The organism is Paenibacillus riograndensis SBR5 (assembly GCF_000981585.1).
Lineage (GTDB): Bacteria > Bacillota > Bacilli > Paenibacillales > Paenibacillaceae > Paenibacillus_AQ > Paenibacillus_AQ riograndensis.
On record NZ_LN831776.1, the window covers coordinates 1,213,156 to 1,235,291 of the forward strand.

At 52.6% G+C, this 22,136-nt stretch carries 21 protein-coding genes; 13 read left to right on the forward strand and 8 right to left on the reverse strand.

The window, feature by feature from the left end; genetic code table 11:
* Window positions 1-87 precede the first annotated feature (87 nt).
* Window positions 88-384: a hypothetical protein gene (locus PRIO_RS36590; protein WP_231869820.1), complete on the forward strand. Its 297-nt coding sequence runs from the start codon at window positions 88-90 to the stop codon at window positions 382-384.
* 58 nt (window positions 385-442) lie between these two features.
* Here the strand turns inward: PRIO_RS36590 and PRIO_RS36595 are convergent, their stop codons facing one another.
* The 3 genes from PRIO_RS36595 to PRIO_RS05285 all read right to left on the reverse strand — a co-directional run bounded on the left by PRIO_RS36595 (window position 443) and on the right by PRIO_RS05285 (window position 4,093).
* Window positions 443-538 carry a hypothetical protein gene (locus tag PRIO_RS36595; RefSeq protein WP_020425876.1) on the reverse strand — a complete coding sequence of 32 codons (96 nt, stop codon included), beginning with the start codon at window positions 536-538 and terminating at the stop codon, window positions 443-445.
* Between the two features lie 97 nt (window positions 539-635).
* Complete coding sequence (locus PRIO_RS05280; protein WP_020425877.1) at window positions 636-2,264, reverse strand: response regulator; 1,629 nt, start codon at window positions 2,262-2,264, stop codon at window positions 636-638.
* Complete coding sequence (locus tag PRIO_RS05285; protein ID WP_020425878.1) at window positions 2,261-4,093, reverse strand: cache domain-containing sensor histidine kinase; 1,833 nt, start codon at window positions 4,091-4,093, stop codon at window positions 2,261-2,263. Before PRIO_RS05285 ends, PRIO_RS05280 begins: the two co-directional genes overlap by 4 nt.
* Window positions 4,094-4,226: 133 nt before the next feature.
* On the opposite strand from PRIO_RS05285, the gene PRIO_RS05290 reads away from it, so the two are divergent.
* From PRIO_RS05290 to PRIO_RS05305, 4 genes are all read left to right on the forward strand, one after another.
* Complete coding sequence (locus PRIO_RS05290) at window positions 4,227-5,108, forward strand: carbohydrate ABC transporter permease (RefSeq protein ID WP_020425879.1); 882 nt, start codon at window positions 4,227-4,229, stop codon at window positions 5,106-5,108.
* Window positions 5,108-5,941 carry a carbohydrate ABC transporter permease gene (locus PRIO_RS05295; RefSeq protein ID WP_020425880.1) on the forward strand — a complete coding sequence of 278 codons (834 nt, stop codon included), beginning with the start codon at window positions 5,108-5,110 and terminating at the stop codon, window positions 5,939-5,941. Before PRIO_RS05290 ends, PRIO_RS05295 begins: the two co-directional genes overlap by 1 nt.
* Before the next feature lie 60 nt (window positions 5,942-6,001).
* Complete coding sequence (locus PRIO_RS05300; protein ID WP_020425881.1) at window positions 6,002-7,309, forward strand: ABC transporter substrate-binding protein; 1,308 nt, start codon at window positions 6,002-6,004, stop codon at window positions 7,307-7,309.
* 103 nt (window positions 7,310-7,412) lie between these two features.
* Window positions 7,413-7,604: a hypothetical protein gene (locus PRIO_RS05305; RefSeq protein WP_020425882.1), complete on the forward strand. Its 192-nt coding sequence runs from the start codon at window positions 7,413-7,415 to the stop codon at window positions 7,602-7,604.
* Between the two features lie 408 nt (window positions 7,605-8,012).
* On the opposite strand, the gene PRIO_RS05310 is transcribed toward PRIO_RS05305, so the two are convergent.
* A complete protein-coding gene (locus PRIO_RS05310; RefSeq protein WP_231869929.1) occupies window positions 8,013-8,843 on the reverse strand; it encodes an AraC family transcriptional regulator in 831 nt (276 codons plus the stop codon).
* 124 nt (window positions 8,844-8,967) lie between these two features.
* Here PRIO_RS05310 and PRIO_RS05315 point away from each other — a divergent pair, with 124 nt between their 5' ends.
* The 3 genes from PRIO_RS05315 to PRIO_RS05325 all read left to right on the forward strand — a co-directional run bounded on the left by PRIO_RS05315 (window position 8,968) and on the right by PRIO_RS05325 (window position 12,741).
* Entirely contained in the window at window positions 8,968-10,998 is a 2,031-nt protein-coding gene (locus PRIO_RS05315) for a beta-galactosidase (protein WP_020425884.1), read from the forward strand.
* 852 nt (window positions 10,999-11,850) lie between these two features.
* Complete coding sequence (locus PRIO_RS05320; RefSeq protein WP_020425885.1) at window positions 11,851-12,408, forward strand: SLOG family protein; 558 nt, start codon at window positions 11,851-11,853, stop codon at window positions 12,406-12,408.
* Between the two features lie 12 nt (window positions 12,409-12,420).
* Window positions 12,421-12,741: a YciI family protein gene (locus tag PRIO_RS05325; protein ID WP_020425886.1), complete on the forward strand. Its 321-nt coding sequence runs from the start codon at window positions 12,421-12,423 to the stop codon at window positions 12,739-12,741.
* 448 nt (window positions 12,742-13,189) lie between these two features.
* Here PRIO_RS05325 and PRIO_RS05330 read toward each other — a convergent pair whose 3' ends face one another.
* Window positions 13,190-14,647, reverse strand: coding sequence for an amidase family protein (locus PRIO_RS05330; RefSeq protein ID WP_020428384.1), 1,458 nt, complete (start codon window positions 14,645-14,647; stop codon window positions 13,190-13,192).
* A 202-nt stretch (window positions 14,648-14,849) separates the two neighbouring features.
* Here PRIO_RS05330 and PRIO_RS05335 point away from each other — a divergent pair, with 202 nt between their 5' ends.
* On the forward strand, window positions 14,850-15,779 hold the full coding sequence (locus PRIO_RS05335) for a DUF6612 family protein (RefSeq protein WP_020428385.1): 930 nt from the start codon (window positions 14,850-14,852) through the stop codon (window positions 15,777-15,779).
* Between the two features lie 356 nt (window positions 15,780-16,135).
* Here PRIO_RS05335 and PRIO_RS05340 read toward each other — a convergent pair whose 3' ends face one another.
* The 3 genes from PRIO_RS05340 to PRIO_RS05350 form a co-directional block, all read right to left on the reverse strand.
* Complete coding sequence (locus PRIO_RS05340; protein ID WP_020428386.1) at window positions 16,136-16,624, reverse strand: hypothetical protein; 489 nt, start codon at window positions 16,622-16,624, stop codon at window positions 16,136-16,138.
* 93 nt (window positions 16,625-16,717) lie between these two features.
* On the reverse strand, window positions 16,718-18,136 hold the full coding sequence (locus PRIO_RS05345; RefSeq protein ID WP_046501340.1) for a sensor histidine kinase: 1,419 nt from the start codon (window positions 18,134-18,136) through the stop codon (window positions 16,718-16,720).
* Window positions 18,124-18,804 carry a response regulator transcription factor gene (locus PRIO_RS05350; RefSeq protein ID WP_039788156.1) on the reverse strand — a complete coding sequence of 227 codons (681 nt, stop codon included), beginning with the start codon at window positions 18,802-18,804 and terminating at the stop codon, window positions 18,124-18,126. Before PRIO_RS05350 ends, PRIO_RS05345 begins: the two co-directional genes overlap by 13 nt.
* A gap of 167 nt (window positions 18,805-18,971) precedes the next feature.
* On the opposite strand from PRIO_RS05350, the gene PRIO_RS05355 reads away from it, so the two are divergent.
* From PRIO_RS05355 to PRIO_RS05370, 4 genes are all read left to right on the forward strand, one after another.
* Window positions 18,972-19,688 (forward strand): YceI family protein, encoded by a 717-nt coding sequence (locus PRIO_RS05355; protein WP_020428389.1) that lies wholly within the window; start codon window positions 18,972-18,974, stop codon window positions 19,686-19,688.
* 402 nt (window positions 19,689-20,090) lie between these two features.
* The gene (locus tag PRIO_RS05360; RefSeq protein ID WP_020428390.1) at window positions 20,091-20,480 is read left to right on the forward strand and encodes a (deoxy)nucleoside triphosphate pyrophosphohydrolase; all 390 of its coding nucleotides are present in this window, start codon (window positions 20,091-20,093) and stop codon (window positions 20,478-20,480) included.
* A 147-nt stretch (window positions 20,481-20,627) separates the two neighbouring features.
* Window positions 20,628-20,978 carry a DUF1648 domain-containing protein gene (locus PRIO_RS05365; RefSeq protein ID WP_020428391.1) on the forward strand — a complete coding sequence of 117 codons (351 nt, stop codon included), beginning with the start codon at window positions 20,628-20,630 and terminating at the stop codon, window positions 20,976-20,978.
* Between the two features lie 86 nt (window positions 20,979-21,064).
* Window positions 21,065-22,063: a Gfo/Idh/MocA family protein gene (locus PRIO_RS05370; protein WP_020428392.1), complete on the forward strand. Its 999-nt coding sequence runs from the start codon at window positions 21,065-21,067 to the stop codon at window positions 22,061-22,063.
* Window positions 22,064-22,136: the final 73 nt, after the last annotated feature.

The following is a 22,136-nucleotide window of genomic DNA, read 5'->3' on the forward strand; positions in this document are numbered from 1 at the left end:
GCCGGGTATCTTATGAACACCCAAAGCACACTAGGCATACTATGTAGTACTTTTAACAGGAAGGTAGTGCTTACCATGGGTATCCAAATGGCGTCACAGCAAAAAGTGCTGTATCAAGCTGACAATAATTATGTCCAGAACCTGGCATCCGTTAGACATCACTTACACAGTATATGCAGACAACATGCCAATCAGTTTGTTCGCGTACAGACATTAGACGGTCAAGTCATCACCGGGAGAATTTTGGGATGCGATAGAGGGTTGTTTTATTTGGGAGTGAAGAAACACGAAGGACAACGCGCTTTTTTCGGAAGCAGCAGTGATGAAGCAATATTAACCCTTGTGCTTTATGAATTGCTTGTTATCACCCTATTGTACACGTAATAGTCGAATGAGAACCTACACGAATGTAGGCTCTCATTTTTTTTGGGCTTAAGTCTGATTAGAATGTTTTGAGGATAATCACCAACAGAATATACAGCACCAAGATTGTAGTAGTGGAAGTAACAAGTCCTCCAATATTTCCGCAACCGCTCATTGCACTACCTCCTTCGCGTTATTATCTTACAGACCCAAGATATGCACCTTCCTCAATCCCTGTATGGACGAATGACCCGATTAAAAAAAATGAATAATCAGGGGGTAATCTGGGCCCGGTAGTCCTTGGGCGAGAGGCCAACCTGTTTTTTGAATACCTTGCTGAAATATTTGACATCGTGAAAGCCGACCATCTCCGAAATCTGCGACAGCTTCAGGTTGGGATTCTGCAGCAGCAGTTTGGCCTTTTCGATCCTGACACTGCCGATATAATCGGAGAAATTGATGCCGTATTCCTGCTTGAATTTGCGGGAGATGTATTCACGGCTGACGTAGAATTTGCCGGCCACTTCTTGCAGCGACAGGTCAGATGGATAATTCTGTTCAATGTATTTCACAATTTCCGCCATCGGGTTGCGCTCCTTCACTGCTCTGGCCGTAAGCTCCTGCGAGAGGCGCTGCAGCACAGCAAAGGACCAGTCGCGCCAGGCGAACAAAGAGAAGGAATAGCCGCTGGGCAGGGGAGCAGGGTTCAATGCATCTGCACGCTCAAGCTCTGCCAGTGCGTTGTCTGCTTGTCCGCCAAGGGCTTCCCGTACCAGCCGGGAACGGAACAGCAGGGCATCGGCCTTCCAGGAATTCAGCATCTCCGGGGTAACGACACCCCGGCGGCTCAGCTCCTGAGTCCAGTGCCGGGCTGCGGCGGACAGCACCTCCGGGTTGCCGCTGATGACCGCCATTCTCCATTCCTCCTGTACGTCGGCAAAGATAACCGGAGGTTCACTTCCGGTATCTGCAGGTTCAGAGGAGGAGAAATGGCAGTAATCCTCATGTCTTAGCAGATTCCGCCGGAGCAAGGCTTCAGCGGCTTCTGTGCGTTCAGCCGGCAGGCCCCCCGGCAGGGCTCCCACGGAGCTGATGCCAAAATGCATCCGGAACTGCAGCGTCATGTAAATGCCCTCGTTGATCCGGTTGATCAGCTCGGCAACAGGCTCCCGGACATCCCACAGGATCATGGCGATTTCCGGCGGGCCTCCCCAATACCGGAAGGCAATTCCCTTGTTCTGCAGGTGCAGGAATTCGTTGCAGATGTTGACGATGGCGTAATACAGCAGTTCGCTGTCTCCTCCAAAGCGTTTGATCAGCGGGTTGTTGCCGGGATCGGTCTGCACCAGAATCAGCCGTGAGACTGTGGCGGTATGCGGGATTACCCCGTCGTCCCACAGCCTGCGCAGTGAGGCTTCCGCATTGATCGGATCATCGATCAGCGCCGACAGCAGCTTCTCCCCGTAAATGGGTCTGATTTCATTCAGACGGATGCTCTGCTGCTGCCGGTGGCTGCGTTCTTCTTCCTCGGACCGCCAGGCGGCTACCGCCTTGGCTACTGCGTTATTGATCATTTCCGGCTCGATGGGCTTCAGAATATAGTCAATCCCGCCATGGCGGACCGTCTGGCGGACAAAATCAAAATCATTATGGCCGCTGACTACAATAAATTTGGTGTTGCCGGCGAATTCATTGACCCAGGACATCAGCTCGATCCCGTTGCCGGATTCCATCATCATATCCATGATGACCAGTGCAGGCTTCTCCTTGCGGATCAGCTCTATGGCTTCGTTGCCGTTGCCGGCCTCCAGAACTTCCCCGATCTGATGGGCATCCCAGTCGACCAGAAGTCTGACCGCCTTCCGGACTCTGGCTTCGTCGTCTACAATCAGCGCCTTCATATGGTTTCACTCTCCACTACAATATCAATTTCCAATCGGACGATTACTCCGCCGGCCTTATCATTGTCCACAATCAGCAGAGCGCTGTCCCCGCAGACCAGCCGCAGCCGGGCCAGCACGTTGGGCAGGCCGATCCGGGCCCCCGGAGCATCCCGCTTGCTGTCGTTGCTGTCAGTCTCCTTCAGCGTGTCTATATCCAGCCTGCCGGGATGCTGAAGCTCCTCCCGGAGGGCTTCCAGCTTCGCTGCGGGAATGGAGCTGCCGTTGTTCCGGACGGTAATCTCCATCCGCCCGGTGGCGAGCCGGGCCGCCTTAATTTCAATCAGGCCGTCGGTGCGGGCGAGATTGAAGCCATGCTTGAAGTAATTCTCCACGATGGGCTGGAGGATCATTTTGGGCATCAGCGCCTTCAGCAGCGATTCTTCCATATCGTAGCGGAAAGTGAACTTATTTTCAAAACGTTCCTTTTGCAGCTCGACATAGGCTTTTACATGGTCCAGTTCATCTTGTACCGTAACAATCTTTTCATCATTGTACATACTGTAGCGCATCATCTTGGCCAGCGCGGAGAGCAGGGCATAGATCTGCGGCACCTTAAGCTCCAGAGCAAGGGTACCGATAATCTGCAGCGTATTGTTCAGGAAATGAGGATTGATCTGCGATTGCAGCGCCCTCAGCTCATTGGTTTTATTCGACAGCTCCAGCCGGTACTCCCGCAGAATCAGGTTGTTGATCGTATCCATCATGCTGCGGAAGCGCTCGGTAACGAGGCCGATTTCATCCTTGCCGGCAGGCCGGATATCAATCTCAAGATTGCCGGTCTGCACCTGATTCATGTACCGGGTCAGCTGCTTAATGGGGGCTGTGATCCGGAAGGAGATCAGAATCGTCAGCGCAATGATCATAACCATCAGCAGCACCAGCAGCAGAATATTGATTCTTGCCGCTTCCTTAGCTTCACGGAACAGGTAGGAGACCGGAATCTGCTTCACCAGCGTCCAGTTCAGTCCCGGGCTTTCAATCTTCTGATAGATAAACACGGCGCCGTCTTTTTCAAAATATCCCTGGGACAGGCCTTTTTCCGCGATTGGCTTGTCATACCAGGAGGCCTTCAGCGGCTTGCCGAGAGCGGCTTCATCATGGCTGTAGACGAGAGTGCCGCTGTCATCCACCAGGTAGATGTTTTCCTTATCCTGTTCGTACAGCTGATTCATGATATCCGTAAAAGCAGTCAGCTTCACATCAATGGAAAGGTAGCCCAGCGCCTCGGTGGAAGGAATCCGTTCAATCCTTCTGTGCAGGGTGAATACCGGCTCGGCCGTGAGCTGCGGGATCGGTGAATTCAGCCCGTAGGTATTGCTGATATGGGTGCTCTGAATGGATAAGGGATAGGCATCCGTGATCCTGGAGTCACTGTAGGGAGGGATTCCCTGCCAGCGCTTTGGCGTGGCGTTATGGGATAAGAGCGTCGCTTTGCTGTCCTTGACGCGGTATAGATAGACCTGAAAGATGTCAGGCATGGAGGTCAGGATATAATTCAGCGAAGAATAAATGCGGATGTTGGCCGACATATCATCGTAGCCCGCTTCAAGCTGCCGGTAAAAGTCCGAGTCCGAGTAGATCGTCAGGGACAGCCGGTTTACGTCCTGAATGAAGCTGCTGATATTTTTGGAGCCTTGGTATAGAAGATTCGTATTCTCATCCACCGCCCGGGTCCGCAGAGACTTCGTCGTGTAGGAATAGCTGATAAACATCGTAGCCAGAATACAAACCAGAGTTGGAAGGAGTAAAAAAACAATCAGTTTCGTGCGGATACTGTTCCATTTCATCGATTCTTGTCACATCCGATCAATATTTTACACCTGAAAGATCACCTGAGTAGGTGTAAGAGACCCTTCAAAAAACAGATAATATGTTTAGATCATAAACAAGTAAGTGAGTAAAAGAAAGGGGGACGGGTGAATGCGCGGTTCAAAGTTGTCCCAATTTGGTCAACAGACTTTTTTCGTCGGTCCGGCATTATTGTTTTTCACCCTGATTACGATTATTCCATTTCTGATGGGGATGTACTATTCCTTCACGGACTGGAATGGGGTATCGGGGAACGTGAGCTGGGTTGGCGCTGATAACTTTAAAGCGATATTTACAAACGATCCGGATTTCTGGTCATCCTTCTGGTTCACCGTGAGATTTACTGTGCTGGGAGTAGTTTTGACCAATATAGTAGGTTTTTTTCTGGCCTATTTTCTGACAAAACCATTAAAAACACGCAATATGCTCCGTACCATTTTTTTCATGCCGAATGTGATCGGGGGATTGCTGCTTGGGTTTATATGGCAGTTCATTTTTATCAAGGGTTTTGCCACGATGGGCGATATCACCGGCTGGTCCTTCTTTAATCTTCCCTGGCTCGGGGATGCAACCACCGGCTTCTGGGCGATTGTCATGGTTTTTGTCTGGCAGTCCTCAGGTTATCTGATGGTGATCTACATCGCTTCACTCAGCAATGTATCCAAAGAGGTGCTGGAGGCGGCTGAGATTGACGGGGCTTCCCGCATGCAGGTGCTCCGCAGCATTATTGTTCCTTTGATTATGCCTGCGGTAACGATTGGCCTGTTCCTGGCCATTTCCTGGTCCTTCAAAATGTTCGACCTGAACCTGTCCCTGACGAAAGGCGGACCGTTCAAATCTACGGAATCTGTGGCCATGAATATTTACAATGAAGCCTTCCTGAACAACCGTTATGGTCTGGGCACGGCCAAAGCGCTGCTCTTCTTCCTGATTGTAGCGATCATCACCGTCATTCAGGTCCGTGTGACGAAGAGCAAGGAGGTAGAAGCTTAATGAAAGCAAAGTCTAAAGGCAGATTGAATATTGGAATTGAAGTGCTTATGATCCTGCTGGCCTTGCTGTTTCTTTCCCCATTCTATTTCCTGCTGGCGAACTCGGTGAAGTCCTTCGGTGAGATTCTAAGCAATGCGGCAAGCTGGCCGCAGGAATTCATGTGGTCCAACTACACGAATGCCTGGAAGTTAGCCCGCTTCTCCGAAGCGTTCCGCAATTCACTGATTGTGACCATCATCTCAGTGGTTCTGATCTCGCTGTTCAGCGCAATGGCTGCTTACCGGATGGTCCGCGCCAACACACGGTTCAATCAAATTCTGCTGCTGCTGTTCGTAGCGGCGATGGTGGTTCCGTTTCAGACCATTATGATTCCGATCCTGAAAGTCGTTAATATCCTTGGGGTCAATAACTCCTTTGCCGGTCTGATTATCTCCAATCTGGGGTTAAGTATTCCGATGGCGATCTTCCTGTTCCACGGCTTCATCAAATCGGTGCCGCTTGAGATTGAAGAGGCGGCAACCGTTGACGGGTGTAATCCGATCTCGGCATTCTTCCGGATCGTGCTTCCTTTGCTGAAGCCGATGCTGATGACGATCATCGTCTTAAACGCGCTAGGCATCTGGAACGATTATTTGCTCCCGTCGCTGATTCTTCAGGCGCCCGGGCTGCGCACCATTCCGCTGGCTACCTTCTCGTTCTTCGGGCAATATACGAAGCAATGGGATATGGCGCTTCCGGCACTGACCCTTGGGGTTGCTCCAATCGTTATTTTCTATCTGTTCATGCAGCGTTACATTGTTGAGGGAATAGCGGCAGGCTCGGTGAAGGGTTAATTCCCCGGGCCCCCGTTCCAAATATACCAGCAGTTAATTTATTCAAGGGGGAAATTAGAAATGATGAAGAAACGTTCTGCAGTGATGCTGTCATCTGTAATGCTAATGTCAGTTGTGCTTGCGGCCTGTGGCGGAAATTCCAATAATACCGCATCTAATAATGCATCAAATGGAAGCGCTGGCAATACATCCGGCGCAGTGAAAACGGTTAAAATCTTTCAGTTCAAAACGGAAATCGTTGAAGGCCTGAATGAGCTGAAGGTGGAATTCGAAAAAGAGCATCCTAACATCAAGCTGGATATTCAAACAGTCGGCGGCGGTGCAGACTATGGGGCAGCCCTGAAAACCAAATTTGCTTCCGGCGATGCGCCCGATATTTTCTCCAATGGGGGATATGCCGAAATGGCCCTGTGGGCAGACAAGCTGGAAGACCTGTCCGACCAGCCTTGGGTGAAGGATCTGATCCCGATGGCGGCAGAGCCTATGACCAAAGACGGCAAAACCTACGGTATGCCCATGAACCTTGAAGGAATCGGCTATGTGTACAACAAGGATTTGTTCGCCAAAGCCGGCATCACTGAAACGCCAAAAACCATCACCGAGCTAGAAGCAGCCGCTAAAAAGCTGCAGGCTATCAATGTCACACCTTTCGGCAACGCGTATCAGGAATGGTGGCTGCTGGGCAACCAGGGCATCAGCGTAGCCTTTGCACAGCAGGATAACGTAGATGAGTTCATCAAAGGCCTCAATGCAGGCACTGCAAGTATCGTAGGCAACCCGGTATTCAAGGACTGGAGCAACCTGCTTAATTTGACCGTGAAATACGGCCAGAAAAATCCGCTGACCACCGATGCCAATACTCACCTGGCTCTGTTCGCCAAGGGTGAAACGGCTATGATGCAGGAAGGCAACTGGGCTCAAACGCTTGTGGACAACATTACGCCTAACATGAACATCGGCATGTTCCCTATGCCAATCAATGATAATGCAGAGAAGAATGATAAGCTGACTGTAGGGATTCCTGCCAACCTGGTTGTGAACAAGGATTCCGCTTCCAAAGAAGAAGCCAAAACATTCTTGAACTGGCTCGTAACTTCCGATATGGGTAAAGAATATATCACTAAAAAATGGAAGTTCATCCCTGCGTTGAAAACCATTGAAGCTACTCCGGAGGATATCGGGGCACTCGGTTCCGATGTATGGAAATATGTGCAGGACGGCAAGGTGTATGGTCTGCAATCCTCCAAATTCCCTGATGGTGTGACTCAAGAATTTGCCAGTGTCATTCAAGAGCTGATCGCGGGTAAAACGGACGAAGCCGGCTGGGAAAAAAGCATGCAGGCCGCTTGGGATAAGCTGAAGAAATAGGCGGACTTTTGATCCTGTACTTGTTCCATGGAGCCGGAACGCATCAGCCGGGGTATTATTCTCGGGAACTCACGGGTATAATGGATAAAAGGAGATGATTTCCATGTCTGACTTTTTTAATCCGGGCCCTACTGTACCCAGGCCGGACCCCTACGCCCACAAAGCCAAGCATGATGCCGACGCGCATAAATATCATCACAAAGGCATAACCGGCTTCTGGAGGCAGGTTACCGATCTGGTGATAGCGGTAGGTGTGCTCGCGGTTATCGTGGGCCTGTGTATCTGGCTCTTTTAACGAATTTACCTCATGGTCCTATGCAAAATACACAAGCAGCGGACCCCGGCTGGTTCAGCCCCGGGTGCCGCTGCTTGTGTTCTGAGGCCGGAATTCCAAACATTCCCCGGAGTTACGACCCTACCCCCATAATGTAAAACTAAAATTCATCATCCTTAGTGGGAAAAAGTACCACTAATCAAGCTCATTTAGCTTATGGAGCAGCCTATGTTGGAAAAAGTACCACTAATTCGGCTGAAAGTGGCCGTATGGGGGAAATAGGCATGAATTAGGTGGACGAAATCCCACTAAAACCTTCTGTAGCCCGGATTTCAGCGAATTAGTTTTACTTTTTCCACTTAGCTTCAGTCCCTTATGAACCTCACTCACGTTCCCCAAGTTTTCCACTTCTCCACTTCATAAAGAAAATCAATGCAGCCGCCGGAATTGATCCGGCGTGGTTCCGGACTGCTTGCGGAAAGTGGCCACGAAGTGGCTGACATCGCGGAAGCCGACCTGCTGCGAAATGGCTTTTACGGTTAGATCGGGCTGGCTGACCAGCAGCTCCTTGCTCTTGCGGATACGCAGGCGGACGAAATAGGCATATGGCGAAAGGCCGAAGGTCTGCAGAAACAGGCTGTTAAGGTAGCGGCCCGACACATCAAGCTGCAGAGCCAGGTCATGCAGGCCGATATCGGGATCGCCATAATGGCTGTCCATCCATTTCAGCAGTGGCTGCACCTTGTCCACATTGCGGGAGATGGCGGTATTGTTGTGCAGGTGCCCGTATTTGCTGAGCGTCAGGAGGAACCGGTAGGCATCGGTAGAAGCACCAAGGCTGAACATATCCTCAGCGGCATCGTGCCGGTCGAGCATTTCCTTCAGCATCAGGGGCAACGGCGCCTCGCTCTCCCAGCGGTAAAAGGAGTTGGCGTTCATGCCGAGTGAATCCAGAATCTGCCGGGCAGAGCTTCCCCCAAAGGTCAGATAATAGGTGCACCACGGTTCAGCGGACAGCGCTTCGTACCTATGGGAGATCCCCGGGAGCAGGAGTACGCCGCTGCCTTCGGCGAGCGTAAGCTTTTTATTCTCGAAATGGATGATTCCCTCACCCTGCGAGGTCTGGAGCCAATGATAGGCGTGGTAGCCCTCAGGGCGGGATACCTTCTCCTGATCGGGGTTGTAGCCCATGCTGTCGAGTGTAATCGGCAGGTGGTATCCGCCTTCTTGGCCGAACACAATTCTGCGGGGGGCTGTCACGGGCAAATGCATCCTCTCCTTTTGTTCCATATTATTATATGTCTTGGTGGTAATTTTATATTTAAAGGGAATCGTAGAGCGTTTACAATAAGAATATACTTATACTATAAAGGATGTGCGATACGTGATCAACGATAAATTGCCAAAGATTTGGTACGGCGGAGATTACAATCCCGAGCAGTGGGACGCCCCGGTATGGGCAGAGGATGAACGGATGTTCAAGCTGGCGGGTATTGATGTTGCTACGATTAATGTATTTTCATGGGCGCTGATTCAGCCTTCGGAGGATACCTATGATTTCTCCGGCCTGGATGAATTGATGGACCGTTTATATAACAATGGAACCTATGTCTGCCTGGCTACAAGCACAGGAGCCCATCCGGCCTGGATGGCCCACCGCTATCCTGAAGTGACCCGGGTCGATGTGCAGGGCAGAAAGCGTAAATTCGGCGGACGCCACAACTCCAACCCGAACAGTCCGGTCTACCGTAAATTCGCTGCCAAGCTGGCGGGCAAGCTGGCTGAGCGCTACAAGGACCATCCGGGGCTGGTGGCCTGGCATATTTCTAATGAATACGGCGGCTACGACTATTCCGAGCAGTCTGAAGCAGCTTTCCGGGTCTGGCTGAAGAACCGTTACGGCTCGCTGGATGCGCTCAATAAAGCCTGGAACACCCGCTTTTGGGGGCACACCTTTTATGATTGGGAAGAAATTGTTGTACCAAGCGAATTGAGTGAGGAATGGAACGGCAACCGGACCAACTTCCAGGGAATTTCCCTTGATTACCGCAGATTTATGTCGCATAGTCTGCTGGAATGCTACAAGCTGGAATATGATGCCATCAAGGAGCATAGCACGAACGTTCCGGTGACCACCAACCTGATGGGCTTTTACCCCGAGCTGGATTATTTCGAGTGGGCTAAGCATATGGATGTTGTCTCCTGGGATAACTACCCGTCGCTGGATACGCCGGTCAGCCATACGGCCATGACGCATGACCTGATGCGCGGTCTGAAGAACGGCCAGCCGTTTATGCTGATGGAGCAGACGCCAAGCCAGCAGAACTGGCAGCCGTACAACTCGCTGAAGCGTCCAGGTGTAATGCGCCTGTGGAGCTATCAGGCGGTAGCGCGGGGTGCGGATACGGTGCTGTTTTTCCAGCTCCGCCGTTCCATCGGCGCCTGCGAGAAGTATCATGGCGCTGTCATTGAGCATGTAGGACATGAGCATACCCGGGTCTTCCGTGAATGTGCCGAGCTTGGCAGAGAGCTGGGGCTGCTGGGCGACCAGCTGCTGGATGCGCGCAGTGCAGCGCAGATCGGCATTATCTACGACTGGGAAAACCGCTGGGCGCTTGACCTGTCAAGCGGACCTTCCGTAGCGCTGGATTATGTGAACGAAGTGCATAAATATTACGACGCGCTGTATCAGCAGAATATCGAAGCCGATATGATCGGTGTTGAAGAAGACCTCTCCAGGTATAAGATTGTTATCGCTCCGGTGCTGTATATGATCAAGCCGGGATTTGCCGAAAAGGTTGAAGCCTTCGTGAAGGCGGGCGGCACCTTCGTTACGACTTATTTCAGCGGCATCGTGAACGAAAATGATCTGGTTACCGTCGGAGGCTACCCGGGCGAGCTGCGCAAGGTGCTCGGCATTTGGGCTGAGGAAATCGACGCCCTGCTGCCGGGAATGAGCAATGAAATCGTGATGAGCAAAGAATGGGGCGCACTGAACCGCACTTACCCGTGCGATCTGCTGTGCGATCTGATTCACGCGGAAGGCGCTGAAGTGCTGGCTGAGTATGGCGCTGATTTTTACAAAGGGATGCCGGCTCTAACCGTGAACCGCTTTGGCGAAGGCAAGGCTTACTACGTGGCAACCAGCCCGGATGCGGCGTTCCTGCAAGGGTTCCTGTCAAACCTGTGTGCAGAAAAAGAGATTCAGCCGCTGGTCAGCGCACCGGAAGGCATCGAATCCGTACAGCGCGTCAAGGACGGTGTATCCTATCTGTTCCTGCTGAACCATAAGGAAGGCGAGCTTAGCGCTGATATCGGTTCCGTGCAGCGCACCGATCTGCTGACGGGCAAAACTTTCAGCGGCACGGCCGTGGTTCCGGGGCGGAGCGTTCTGATTTTGTCAGACAAGAACTAGAAAACGCCGTAGTCCTCTTTTTGGATAACTATTGCGGTGGATCTTTTATATGAGTGCACTTTGTGCAATAGAAAACTTTTTTATTCTGCATAGAATCGCCTTCTCCTGTATTTCGTGCAACAGATTTGCGGATTTGGAGTCAAAAACTGCTTTTCCAGCGGATTCAAATGTACAAAGTACATTAGATTGAGTTTTTCGGCCGATTTATGGGTCATCAGCTGTACAAAGTGCAATAGATGGCGGGTGAGACTATCCGGTACAACTGGAGTGTTTCACTCGCCTCATTCTATTCTTGACGTTGGTTACCCAATGGACACGTCATTATTCTGCGTGTTAAAATAGTGGGTATAAAGAAGATCAACGGTTCCGTATACTAAAAAAGGAGATCCCGCCGCGCCAACGGCAAAGTCTCCTTAGGACCAGTAAGGCTGTGGATCACCACGGCGCGCACGAACAAAATTGCTAGTTCAAGCGAAACCCACCGTTAAGGCGCCAACCTATTTCGCGGTGGGTTTTCGCTTGTTCCGAAGTTTCCGACGCAGTATACGATAGAGCTTCCGTACACTGAACACAAGGCTCAGTAACGAAACGATCCAGCGCAGTACATCGTAGCACGACACAAGGTTGACCATCGGTGCCACCCCCTTCCGGTAAGCTGCGCCGTGGTCCGAAAACATCCACCACATTAAAAGTCCATGGAGCAAATTATAGCATGGCCCATCCGCTCACACTACAATTCATTCAACCCCAGAACAAGAAAATTGTTTGAAAGACAAAGAATGTTCGATCTTTGCTTTTGCGAACTTCGTTAATTAGTTGGCGAAGAGTAACGGTTCAGGAGAGAGGCAGCACATGACAACATTACTGGTAACAGGCTACCGTGCGCATGAGCTCGGGATTTTTGACAGCAAACATCAGGGGATTCCTTATATCAAAAAAGCGCTGATGAACAGATTGGTTCCGCTGGTTGAGGAGGGGGTGGACTGGATCATTACGCCCGGCCAATACGGTGTGGATCTGTGGGCCTGTGAAGTGGTGCTTGAGCTGAAGCAGCAGTACCCCGGATTGAAGCTGGGCATTATTACAGCACATGCCGCACCGGAGGAGAAGTGGAAGGAAGAGAAGCAGAATGAGTACCGGCGGATTGTGGCCGGGGCCGATTACTGCGGGGCGGTCAGCAATGCTCCGTATGACGGCAGTTGGCAGTTCCGGGCTAGAGATGACCTGTTATTCCGCAAAAGCGATGCAATTCTGCTGTTCTATGACGAAGATGCCGCCGAGGGGAGTCCGAAATTTTTCAAGGAGCGTGCATCGAAGCTGAATGAAGAAGGAGACTATGGCCTCTATCTAATGCATGCCGAGGAGATTCAGAATATCGCCGATGAAGAGAGCCAGCAAGGTTATGAATAAGGAGGACAACAAATGAGTGCTGTGAATAGCGAAGAGGATATTTGTTATGTCATTTTATTAAGTCCAACCCCGCAGGACCGGAGGGATATGGATATCATCCGGGCGCATGTCAAGCATTTGCAGGAGCTTGAACGCAGCGGACAGCTGGTCATGTGCGGCCCCTTCAGCGACAGTCCGGGCGGCATGGTTATTATCCGTGCGGAATCCCGTGAAGAAGCTGAACGGATCGCTCAGCGTGATCCGTACATTCTTACGGGAATCCGCAGCTATGAGCTGCGCACCTGGGGACTGTCGCATGCAGGTAATCGGCACATGGGCATCGCAGAGGAATAGAGGAGGAATAGAAGAGGCAGCTCTATGATTACTTCCATATGTGGATAAAAATATGCTTGAAGTTGTGTAACGAGCAACGGCAGAAATACCGTTGTAGGAGTAGCGAAGGCCGAGTTCTGAGGGGGTAGCCGGTCTAGCAATTACTTTCCGGTTTCTTCGCAGGTGCTAGTTGGAAAAAGGGAGCTTATTTTTCCGGATATCAAGAAATCCTGAGAGTTAAGTGGAAAAAGTAAACTTAATTGGGCTACTTTTCTTGTCCAATGGCGAAATGAGCTGAATTAGTGACCCTTTTTCCACTTCATCTGCCCGAGGATAGGGTACTCCGGCAAATTAGGCTCCCTTTTTCCACCTAAAGAGTTGCCGCAGGATTCATGGGGAATCGTTCTCCAGGTAACGCTAGAACCAAGACGGCTGCACTGTCCCATGGAGGACGGCACAGCCGTTTTTGTTATAGAAAGCTTCGCAGCGAAGGTGCTTTGCGGATCTTGTAGTTCTGCTCGTAGGCATAGGCCAGCCGGATCAGCACCGGCTCCTGATAGGCCCGGGCAGAAAAGGTCACGCCAAAGGGAACGCCGGCGGAGGTGTAGCCGGAAGGCACGACGATGGACGGATAACCTGCCCTTGAGGTAATCCGCGCGCCGAAATCGGCCGGGAACAGCAGTGCGTCAAGCTGATGCTCCTTCATGGCGGCATCGATTCCGAGCTCCTTGCAGAGCCGGAGGTCCGTTGCCCGGTCGCGCAGATACTGCGGCTCGGTGAACGTTCCGGAGGAGGTATATTCGGCATCCAGCAGCGTGGATTGTCCATATCTCAGAGTCTCCATAGGATGGGCATGATTGAAATCGATGATATCCTTCAGCGTGCGCATCGGGGCTCCCGGGCCGAGACGGGCCAGATAGGCATTCAGTGAGGTTTTGAATTCATTCAGCACAACGGAAGAGTACTTGATTTCCCTCGCTGTCCGGATGTCTGCAGGATCAATGATGGTGGCGCCAAGCCCGCGCATCCGCTCCACCGAAGCATTGAACAGCGCCAGCTGCTCGTCTGTCAGCTCCTCAAAATAATAATCCCGCGGAATGCCGATCCGCGCGCCCTGCAGCCCGTTCGGGTCGAGGAAAACCGTATAATCCTCATGCAGACGGCCAACGCCTGTGCCCATGGCGGCGTCGCTGTCATCCTTGCCCAGCATCGCGTTCAGCAGCAGAACAGCATCGCGGACAGTGCGCGCCATGGGACCGGCGGTGTCCTGTGTGTTGGAGAGCGGCAGGATGCCGGAACGGCTCAGCATACCCACAGTCGGCTTGATGCCGATGATCGAGCCGAGATTTCCGGGATTAAGAATCGACCCGGAGGTTTCCGTACCTACGGATACTGTGCAGAAATTGCAGGCCACAGCTACGGCAGAACCGGCGCTGGAGCCGCCGGTCGGAGTGGATATATTGTAGGGATTAAGCACCTGTCCGCCGCGCGAGCTGTAGCCGGAAGGCATGCCGTTCGTCATGAAGTTGGCGAATTCCGTCATATTGGCTTTGCCCATAATGACTGCCCCGGCATCGCGCAGCCTGGTTACAATAAAGGCATCTTCCCCGGCAAAAGAATCCGCCAAAGCCAGCGAGCCTGCGCTGGTGTGCATTTTGTCGCCTGTGTTGATATTGTCTTTGAGCAAGACCGGGATACCGTGCAGCGGCCCGCGCGGTCCTTGCAGGGAGCGTTCCACATCCAGAGCTTCGGCGATGAAAAGGGCATCGGGATTAATCTCCAGGACGGAGTTCACCGTCAGCCCGCTTTTGTCATGCTCGGCGATGCGCTCAAGATACATGAGGACTAATTGTCTGGACGTCATTTGGCCGGTTTCAAGCGCAGCTTGAATCTCCGGAATGGTAGCCTCTACGATTTCAAAACCCATGCGGTTCACGCTTCTTTCCCTGTAGGTTATGGCCTTCTTGTTCATCTAACCATAATTTGCCTTGTGTTGATAGGGGATTCTTTCCAAAAAAAGTAATGTTAGAAATCCCGCCCGATGGGTTAATAGTTGACATACACACCATGGCAGATGTTACCATCTATAAATCTAAGGGGCATCGGCACACTTTGCGTAGGAGGAAGACATGTTGAAGAAATGGATTGCGGTAGTAATGGGGGCAGCGCTGGCCTTAAGCCTGAGCGCTTGCGGAAACGACAAGAACACAGAGAATTCTGCAGAGGCATCAACTGCGCCTAACAATGCAAGCAGTGCGGCTCCTTCGGCCTCTACGGCTCCATCGGCGTCTGCGTCGGCCGCGCCTGTAGAGCAAGCCTCAGAGCAAGGGGTTCCAACGTTAGATGAGCTTATCCGGAAGTCGGCAGAAGCCGCCAAGGACCTCAAAAGCTTCGGGATGGATTCGCAGGTCTCGCAGAATATGACCATCAAGGGCGAAACGGCCAAGCAGCAAAAAGTAGAAATGACTACTAAATCTGAGTTAATCAAGGAACCGCTGCAAATGCATCAGGCTGTCAAGGTGGATAGCGGGCAAGGTGTACAGAATGTGGAGCAGTATATCACCGGTTCGGGCATCTACTCCCAGACAGGCGGGCGCTGGTTGAAAATACCGGCAGAGATGTCAAAACAGATGACAGCTTCGCTGGAGCAATCTGCCAATCCGGAGGCGCAACTGGAGCAATTCAAAACCATTGCCAAGGATACGAAGGTCACCGAAGACGGCAATAATTATCTGCTGACGGCGGATGTATCGGGGGATAGCGTCAAAGAGCTGGCTAAAAGCTATCTTGAACAGAACGGCGGTGACAAGAGTCAGGCGGCGCTGGTAGAGCAGATGGACATCAAGAGTATGAAGCTAGTATATGCGGTGGACAAGAAGACTTATCTGCCCACCCGTACGGATGTTGAAATCATGATGGATATGACCAATGATGGCCAGAGCATCAGCATGGACACCAAGATGAAGACAACGATTAATCAGCATAATGAGATCAGTAAGATTACAGTGCCGGAAGAAGCACTAAGTGCCAAGGAAGTACAGATGCCTGCAACAAAATAATGCGGATAGCGGCACGCTGCTATTAACTTTGAAATATTGTGTATTTAATAAAGGACAGTTCCTGGGCCGAAACGGCTACCGGGACTGTCCTTTGTTGTCCGATGAGAATCGTCGGTCTCTAAATCCGGGAAGCACACTTGATCGTTCCGGACACAGGAGCTCTTATTTCGCAGAATTCTTCTGTTCAGCCATTCTTGCGGACTGAGAATACGTTATTTATGCCCATTCCCCTTCATACGTATCATTTGAGCTCAACTAACGTCTTCTGAGTCCGCATTCCCGGCAAAATAGAGGTTTTGAGCCTAATAAGGGCTCTGTAGTCCGCATGAGCAAATTTGAATTAAAATGCAGGGAATCTAGCCCTGAGTCCGGGCAAATCCTTCTTCCGCCAGATATTCCTCGGCTTCTTCAAGTGTCTCAAAGGCCATCTCCAGCTGAAGCCCGGCGTAGAGATACCACAGGTCATCCTCCGGCTTCAGGCTCAGCGTGTGCCCTTCATGATTGGTCCACAGCGACCCGGCTGCGGGTTTTTTCTTTCTTTTGCCGGGTGCGGGCGCCTCCGGAATAAACATGGACAGGGAGGCAATAGACGCCTCCAGCAGGCTCCGCAGCTCGGGTTCCCCGTAGTCGCGGATATTTACCATGCCCTTGTCATCCGTCTCATAACCGCGCAGCAGTCCCCCATACACAAACCCGTTGCCATTCGGATGGAGATGGAAGGCTACGGTTTTTTTCTCGTGGCGGCTTTGCTCCAAGTGATAATTCACCCGGCCGAGCGATACATTTCTCCGCTCCAGCTCGGGATAGGAATCAAGAATAGCCAGTTTCTGTTCAAAAGTAAGCATATACAGCCTCCGGTTTACGGTTTCAAATACAGTCGCCTGATTATACCATGCCGTCCGCTTCAAGGACCAGAACCGGACACCAGCCAGCCGGGCCTACCGCCATAGCGGCAGGGTTATTACAAACGTGCAGCCTTGCTCCGGCCCGTCGCCAAGCCGGAGGCTTCCGCCCATCGCTTCGGCAAGCAGACGGCTGAAGGTAAGGCCAAGCCCCAGCCCCCGGAGCGTGCTTTGCTTGCCGCTGCTGCGGAAGAAGGCCTCGAAGATCCGCTCGCGGTTCTCCTCGGGGATGCCCGTTCCATTATCCGTAACGGTAATCTCTGCATAGCCCTGCGGGTTCTCTTCCAGGCGGAGGTCCAACTGAAGCATCTGTCCCGGCAGCTTGGCCTGAACGCTGTTGTTGAGCAGATTGACAAGAATCTGCTGAATGCGCAGCGGATCGCCCCGCAGGAACAGGGGCTGCCTGGGCAGTTGAAGCTCCGGCGTACAGACTTCCCCGTCCTGGGTCAGCTTCCATTGGTAGACGATCTCCTCCAGCAGCGGAACGGCCTCCAGCCTGTCATGGCGGATGGCGACAATGCCAGCGGCCAGGGCGTTGTAATCCAGCAGATCTGCGACCATGCGCTGCAGCCGCCCGGCCTCCAGCAGAGCAATGTCGAGGAATTCGCCGGCCTCCTCGCCTTCGACAATGCCCTCACGCACCGCATGCACCAGTCCTTTGATGGAGGTGACCGGGGTTTTCAGTTCATGAGACACCCCGGCCAGCATCACCGCCCTGGACTGCTCGAATTGCTGCAGCTTGCCCGCCATCTCCTGGAAGGAGAGCAGCAGCTCGTGAATCTCGCGCTCCTTGGCCTCCGTCTCCAGGATGATGTTATATTTCCCTCCGCTGATCTGTGAGGCCGCGGAGGCTACACGCTGAATCGGCTTCGCCAGCTTGATGGACAGGAGATAGATGGTCAGCCAGCTTAAGATAATCAGGAAGACGATCAGAATAGAGAAGAAGGTGATCTCTTCCCGGGGAATGTAGCGGAGCGAGCGTTTGGATTGCAGCACCATCACCTGTCCCAGCGTTTCGCCGTTTCCCTGAATCCGGGCGCCGGCCGCCTTGAACCCTGGACTTCGCGCCGCGTCCAGGCTGTCGTTAAGCTCGTAGCGCATCTCCTTCTCGGTCATCTCTGGCTGTGAGAAGAGCAGCTCGCCCTTGGGACCGGTGATAATGACGCACATTTCCTGCGTCAATTTGAAGAACCGCTTGCGGTCCTCAATCAGCTGATGCAGAGCCGGGGTGACATTCAGGCTGCCGTCTGCACTGACGCTGCGGTCGGCTATCTCCTGGGCGAGCAGGGCCGTGGTCTGCATCCGGTTGCTCATCGCCTCCTGCTGAATCCACCAAAAGGTCACAAGCGCGGTGAGCAGGAGGCCGGTGCCAATAATCAGCAGATAACGGACCGTCCAGTAGGAGAGGATGGAGGTGTGCTTTTTCCGCTTCTGCTTCCGCTTCAGGTGGTCCATAATTGATACCCCGTTCCTCTAAGCGTGCGGATTTCGCCTTCTTCGGCAGGCCAGTGCGAAAGGGCCTGGCGCAGCCTTTTGATCGACAGATCCACCGCCCGGTCGCTTCCGTCATAGTCCATTTCCCATACATGCTCCAGCAGCTGATCCCTGGTGCAGATCTGATTCGGGCGCTCTGCGAGGAAGAGCAGCACCGACAGATCGCGGGGGCTTAAGGATACCTCGGCCCCGTTCAGGAATACACTGCGGGCGCCAAAATCTATAAACAGGCTGCCGTAATGGCGCTTGCGGCTGCCGTCGGACCACTGTGAAGGGCGGCGCAGCACCGCATTTACGCGGGCCACCACCTCTTCGGGAATGAAGGGCTTGGACATGTAATCGTCGGCCCCTCCGTCCAGTCCGGCCAGACGGTCGCCGATAGAGTCTCTGGCCGTCAGCATAATCACGGGACAGCTGCTTTTCTCACGGATCAGACCCAGCAGCTCGAAGCCATCCATATTCGGCAGATTAATATCGAGCAGAATCAGGGAAGGCGGTGCAGTCTCAAAGGCTTCCAGCGCGGTGCGCCCGTCTGCAGCGAGGGTGACCTGAAAGCCCGCCTTTTTGAGATAGGCCGCAAGCACGCGGGCAATCGCTTCCTCATCTTCGACAATCAGAATGGATTTCATCATAGATACTCCAGTCTCCTTAACAGCATTCAACGGTTAGTTAAAATTACGACAATTTTACCACAATGCCGTTCACGCTGCTTTGACTTATTCCCGACATATTGCTTTGTTAGAATGGGAACCAAGCCATAGACGGCATTTGCAAAAATTTGGATGGAGGGAATAGGATGAAGAAAAAAACAATCGCCATAACCGCTGCCGGAGTCGTTATCGCAGGAGCTATTACAGCATTTACACTACTCAATAACACCCTGGGCAATAATGTTGAAATCGAGTCCGTTATTCCGGCACAGGAGACAGGAGCGTCAAGCGGCACGAACACGGCGGATGCAGCAGCCGCACCGGCAGGAGCCGCCGTTACAGCAGAGCAGTTAAATGGTGCCTGGAACATCGCTGACACCTCAAAAGTATACTGGTCGGTAACGACCTCCAAGGAAACCGTCAATTTCGTAGACCCGGCAGTTACAGGAACCTGGAATGTGAACCTGGACGACGCGGGCGCGATGACCGGCGAAGGAACGGTAGAGATGAGCGCCCTGGACTCCGGCAACGCGCAGAGGGACGAGCATGTAAAAGGAGCGGACTTCCTGTCCGTCACAGAATTCCCGCAGTCCACCTTTACCGTCAAATCCTTCTCGGAGCTGCCGGCGGAATGGACGGAAGGTACAGCAGTACCGGTTCAGCTGCAAGGCACGATGACAGTAAAAGGCATTGAAAAAGAGGTCACCTTTGATTCCCAGGCCGTATACAGCGGCGGGCAGCTTATGCTCTCAGGTACAACCACTGTAACCTTTGAGGATTTCGGCATGGCCAACCCGCACTCAATTGTACTGGACACCGAAAATAATCTGGAGGTCCGCCTGGAGCTTGTACTGTCGAAATAACAGGACTATACAGAGTGAACTTGAAAAACGAACAAAAGGGAAAAGGGATGGAGGGGAAGTTTGGATACTTACGGAGCGAATGCGTCCGCCTAAAAGCTTTCCTACGGAAAGCTCGCTATCTTCAGCATAGGCAGTCTGCGGATTTCCACCGCGAACAGCGGTACAAATCAAGAAATCTGCAGATGGGCAGCGGCCGGAAGTCCAAACATTCTCCGGAGTCCCGACGAAGTCCCTAATGTAAAGATCTTAAGTTCACTCTATATAGCTCAGTGAAAACAATAAAAAACTCTTCCCGGCTGCACCCTATTAGCAGCTTTCGGGAAGGGTTTTTTTGATTTTCGCTGGATATCCAATCTGCTGAGAGGTATATTTTTACTTATACTGTGTGAAGGGGGAAGCTCTGTGATTGAAGTAGCAGCGGCGATTATACATAACGATGAAGGCTGTATCCTGATCGCCCGGCGGCGGCAGGGCAAATCACAGGCGGGCTTGTGGGAATTTCCCGGTGGCAAGCTGGAGGACGGCGAAGACGCGCCGGCTTGCCTGCGCAGAGAGCTGATGGAGGAGATGGGCATCGCGATCCTCCCTTACGCGGCTTTTGGAGTGAATGAGCATGACTATGACGGATTCACGATCAGGCTGATGGCCTGGGAGGCCGAATTTCTGGAAGGCAGAATCACGCTGAGCGACCATGACGCTTTCCGCTGGGTGACTGCGAAGGAGCTGGACGGGTTTGCTTTTGCTCCGGCAGATATCCCTTTTGTGAACAGGCTGCTGGAGCCGTTAAGGTAAGCGGGCCAGCAGACGATATACTATATAATGGAAGGTGAAGAGTACATACTTGAGCTGCGGATTTTAAAAGCGGATTTATTTGCTGCGGGTAGACGCAGGCAGCTTGCGGCGCACCCGATGTTTGTAGCAACAGGAGGTTGACATTGTATGTTCAAAAGCAGACTGACGATGATCTTATGCAGTGCTGCGGCTATGGTTCCTATTGTGCTGTATTTCTATCTCTACCCGCGGCTGCCGGATTTCGTGCCGATTCATTACACCGGAGCCACGGCTGACCGGTTTGTGAATAAATGGAGTGTGGATGTCGCCACGCTTTGCCTGCTCGGCTGGTTCGGCTTCGGCTGTATGCGGCTGCTGCAATTCTTATTGCGCAAAATATTCCTGAGCAGCTATATCCACAATCTGGCGTCCATTCACCGGATCTGGAATGCGGCAACCTTGCTTGTGACGGCCGCCTTTGCCGCGATTAGCGTCTGTGCCCTGCTCGCTATGGTGTAGCGGGCCGGGTCCGCTGACTGTACTCGTAAAATACATTTTGATAGAATCAAAGAGAACTGAGGTCCAATCATAAGGAGGATTCATCAATGACAATCGATAACGCTTACAAGGTAAAGTGGGGAATTCTCAGCACCGGCTGGATCGCGCACCAGTTCGCAACCGATCTGGCCCATGCATCGAACGGGGTTGCCTATGCTGTAGGTTCACGCAATCAGGAGAGCGCGGATGAATTTGCCAAAAACCACGGCATTCCGGTAGCCCATGCCACGTACGAGGATTTGGTCAATGATCCGGAGGTGGATGCCGTGTATATCGGGACCCCGCATCCTTTTCATAAAGACAATGCGCTGCTCGCGCTGCGTGCAGGCAAGGCGGTGCTCTGCGAGAAGCCGTTTACGGTGAACAGCGGTGAGCTGGAGGAGATCGTGGCGTATGCCCGTGAACATAAGCTGTTCCTTATGGAAGCGATGTGGAGCCGCTACATTCCCGCTAATGTCAAGGTCAGAGAGTGGGTTGCCGCACAGCGGATCGGAGACGTCCGGCTGGTCAAGGCGGATCTCGGCTTCCGGGCCGGCTGGAATCCGGAGGGCCGTCTGCTGAACCCGGCGCTGGGCGGCGGTGCGCTGCTGGACGTCGGCATTTATCCGGTTTCTTTTGCCTCCATGATCTTTGGACCTCACCCGGAGAGTGTAGCCAGCACTGTACATATGGGTGAAACGGGAGTGGATGAGCATTTCTCGCTGCTGCTGTCCTATGGCGGCGGCAAAACGGCTTCCCTTAACGGCGGGGTGCGCTTGAATATGCTGCAGGAGGCCTATGTGTTCGGGACGGAAGGGCATATTGTTGTAAAGGGCTCTTTTGTCAATCCAAGGTCAGCTGAGTTGTATGTCGGAGGTGAGCTTGTGGAGACCTTTGAAGATGACCGGACTTCTATCGGGTATGCCTTTGAAGCGGAAGAAGTGGGGCGCTGTCTGCAGGCGGGACTTACGGAGAGCCCGGCGCTGACGCTGGATGAATCGTTAGCGATTCTGAAGCTGCTGGATCGGGTGCGTGCGGAGTGGGGACTTGTGTATCCCGGGGAATAAACGGCGAATGGGCGTATGGACACAATGATTGCCTGGTTCAATGACGGGCGATAGAGAGAAGATGAATTACAGG

Excerpts from the sequence above, each read along its gene's own strand:
- PRIO_RS05320 (WP_020425885.1), top strand. The coding sequence starts at position 11,851 with ATGACAACATTACTGGTAACAGGCTACCGTGCGCATGAGCTCGGGATT.
- PRIO_RS05305 (WP_020425882.1), top strand. The coding sequence starts at position 7,413 with ATGTCTGACTTTTTTAATCCGGGCCCTACTGTACCCAGGCCGGACCCC.
- PRIO_RS36595 (WP_020425876.1), bottom strand. The coding sequence starts at position 538 with ATGAGCGGTTGCGGAAATATTGGAGGACTTGTTACTTCCACTACTACA.
- PRIO_RS05290 (WP_020425879.1), top strand. The coding sequence starts at position 4,227 with ATGCGCGGTTCAAAGTTGTCCCAATTTGGTCAACAGACTTTTTTCGTC.
- PRIO_RS36590 (WP_231869820.1), top strand. The coding sequence starts at position 88 with ATGGCGTCACAGCAAAAAGTGCTGTATCAAGCTGACAATAATTATGTC.
- PRIO_RS05335 (WP_020428385.1), top strand. The coding sequence starts at position 14,850 with ATGTTGAAGAAATGGATTGCGGTAGTAATGGGGGCAGCGCTGGCCTTA.
- PRIO_RS05350 (WP_039788156.1), bottom strand. The coding sequence starts at position 18,804 with ATGAAATCCATTCTGATTGTCGAAGATGAGGAAGCGATTGCCCGCGTG.
- PRIO_RS05330 (WP_020428384.1), bottom strand. The coding sequence starts at position 14,647 with ATGGGTTTTGAAATCGTAGAGGCTACCATTCCGGAGATTCAAGCTGCG.
- PRIO_RS05345 (WP_046501340.1), bottom strand. The coding sequence starts at position 18,136 with ATGGACCACCTGAAGCGGAAGCAGAAGCGGAAAAAGCACACCTCCATC.
- PRIO_RS05300 (WP_020425881.1), top strand. The coding sequence starts at position 6,002 with ATGATGAAGAAACGTTCTGCAGTGATGCTGTCATCTGTAATGCTAATG.
- PRIO_RS05340 (WP_020428386.1), bottom strand. The coding sequence starts at position 16,624 with ATGCTTACTTTTGAACAGAAACTGGCTATTCTTGATTCCTATCCCGAG.
- PRIO_RS05370 (WP_020428392.1), top strand. The coding sequence starts at position 21,065 with ATGACAATCGATAACGCTTACAAGGTAAAGTGGGGAATTCTCAGCACC.
- PRIO_RS05280 (WP_020425877.1), bottom strand. The coding sequence starts at position 2,264 with ATGAAGGCGCTGATTGTAGACGACGAAGCCAGAGTCCGGAAGGCGGTC.
- PRIO_RS05365 (WP_020428391.1), top strand. The coding sequence starts at position 20,628 with ATGTTCAAAAGCAGACTGACGATGATCTTATGCAGTGCTGCGGCTATG.
- PRIO_RS05325 (WP_020425886.1), top strand. The coding sequence starts at position 12,421 with ATGAGTGCTGTGAATAGCGAAGAGGATATTTGTTATGTCATTTTATTA.
- PRIO_RS05355 (WP_020428389.1), top strand. The coding sequence starts at position 18,972 with ATGAAGAAAAAAACAATCGCCATAACCGCTGCCGGAGTCGTTATCGCA.
- PRIO_RS05285 (WP_020425878.1), bottom strand. The coding sequence starts at position 4,093 with ATGAAATGGAACAGTATCCGCACGAAACTGATTGTTTTTTTACTCCTT.
- PRIO_RS05295 (WP_020425880.1), top strand. The coding sequence starts at position 5,108 with ATGAAAGCAAAGTCTAAAGGCAGATTGAATATTGGAATTGAAGTGCTT.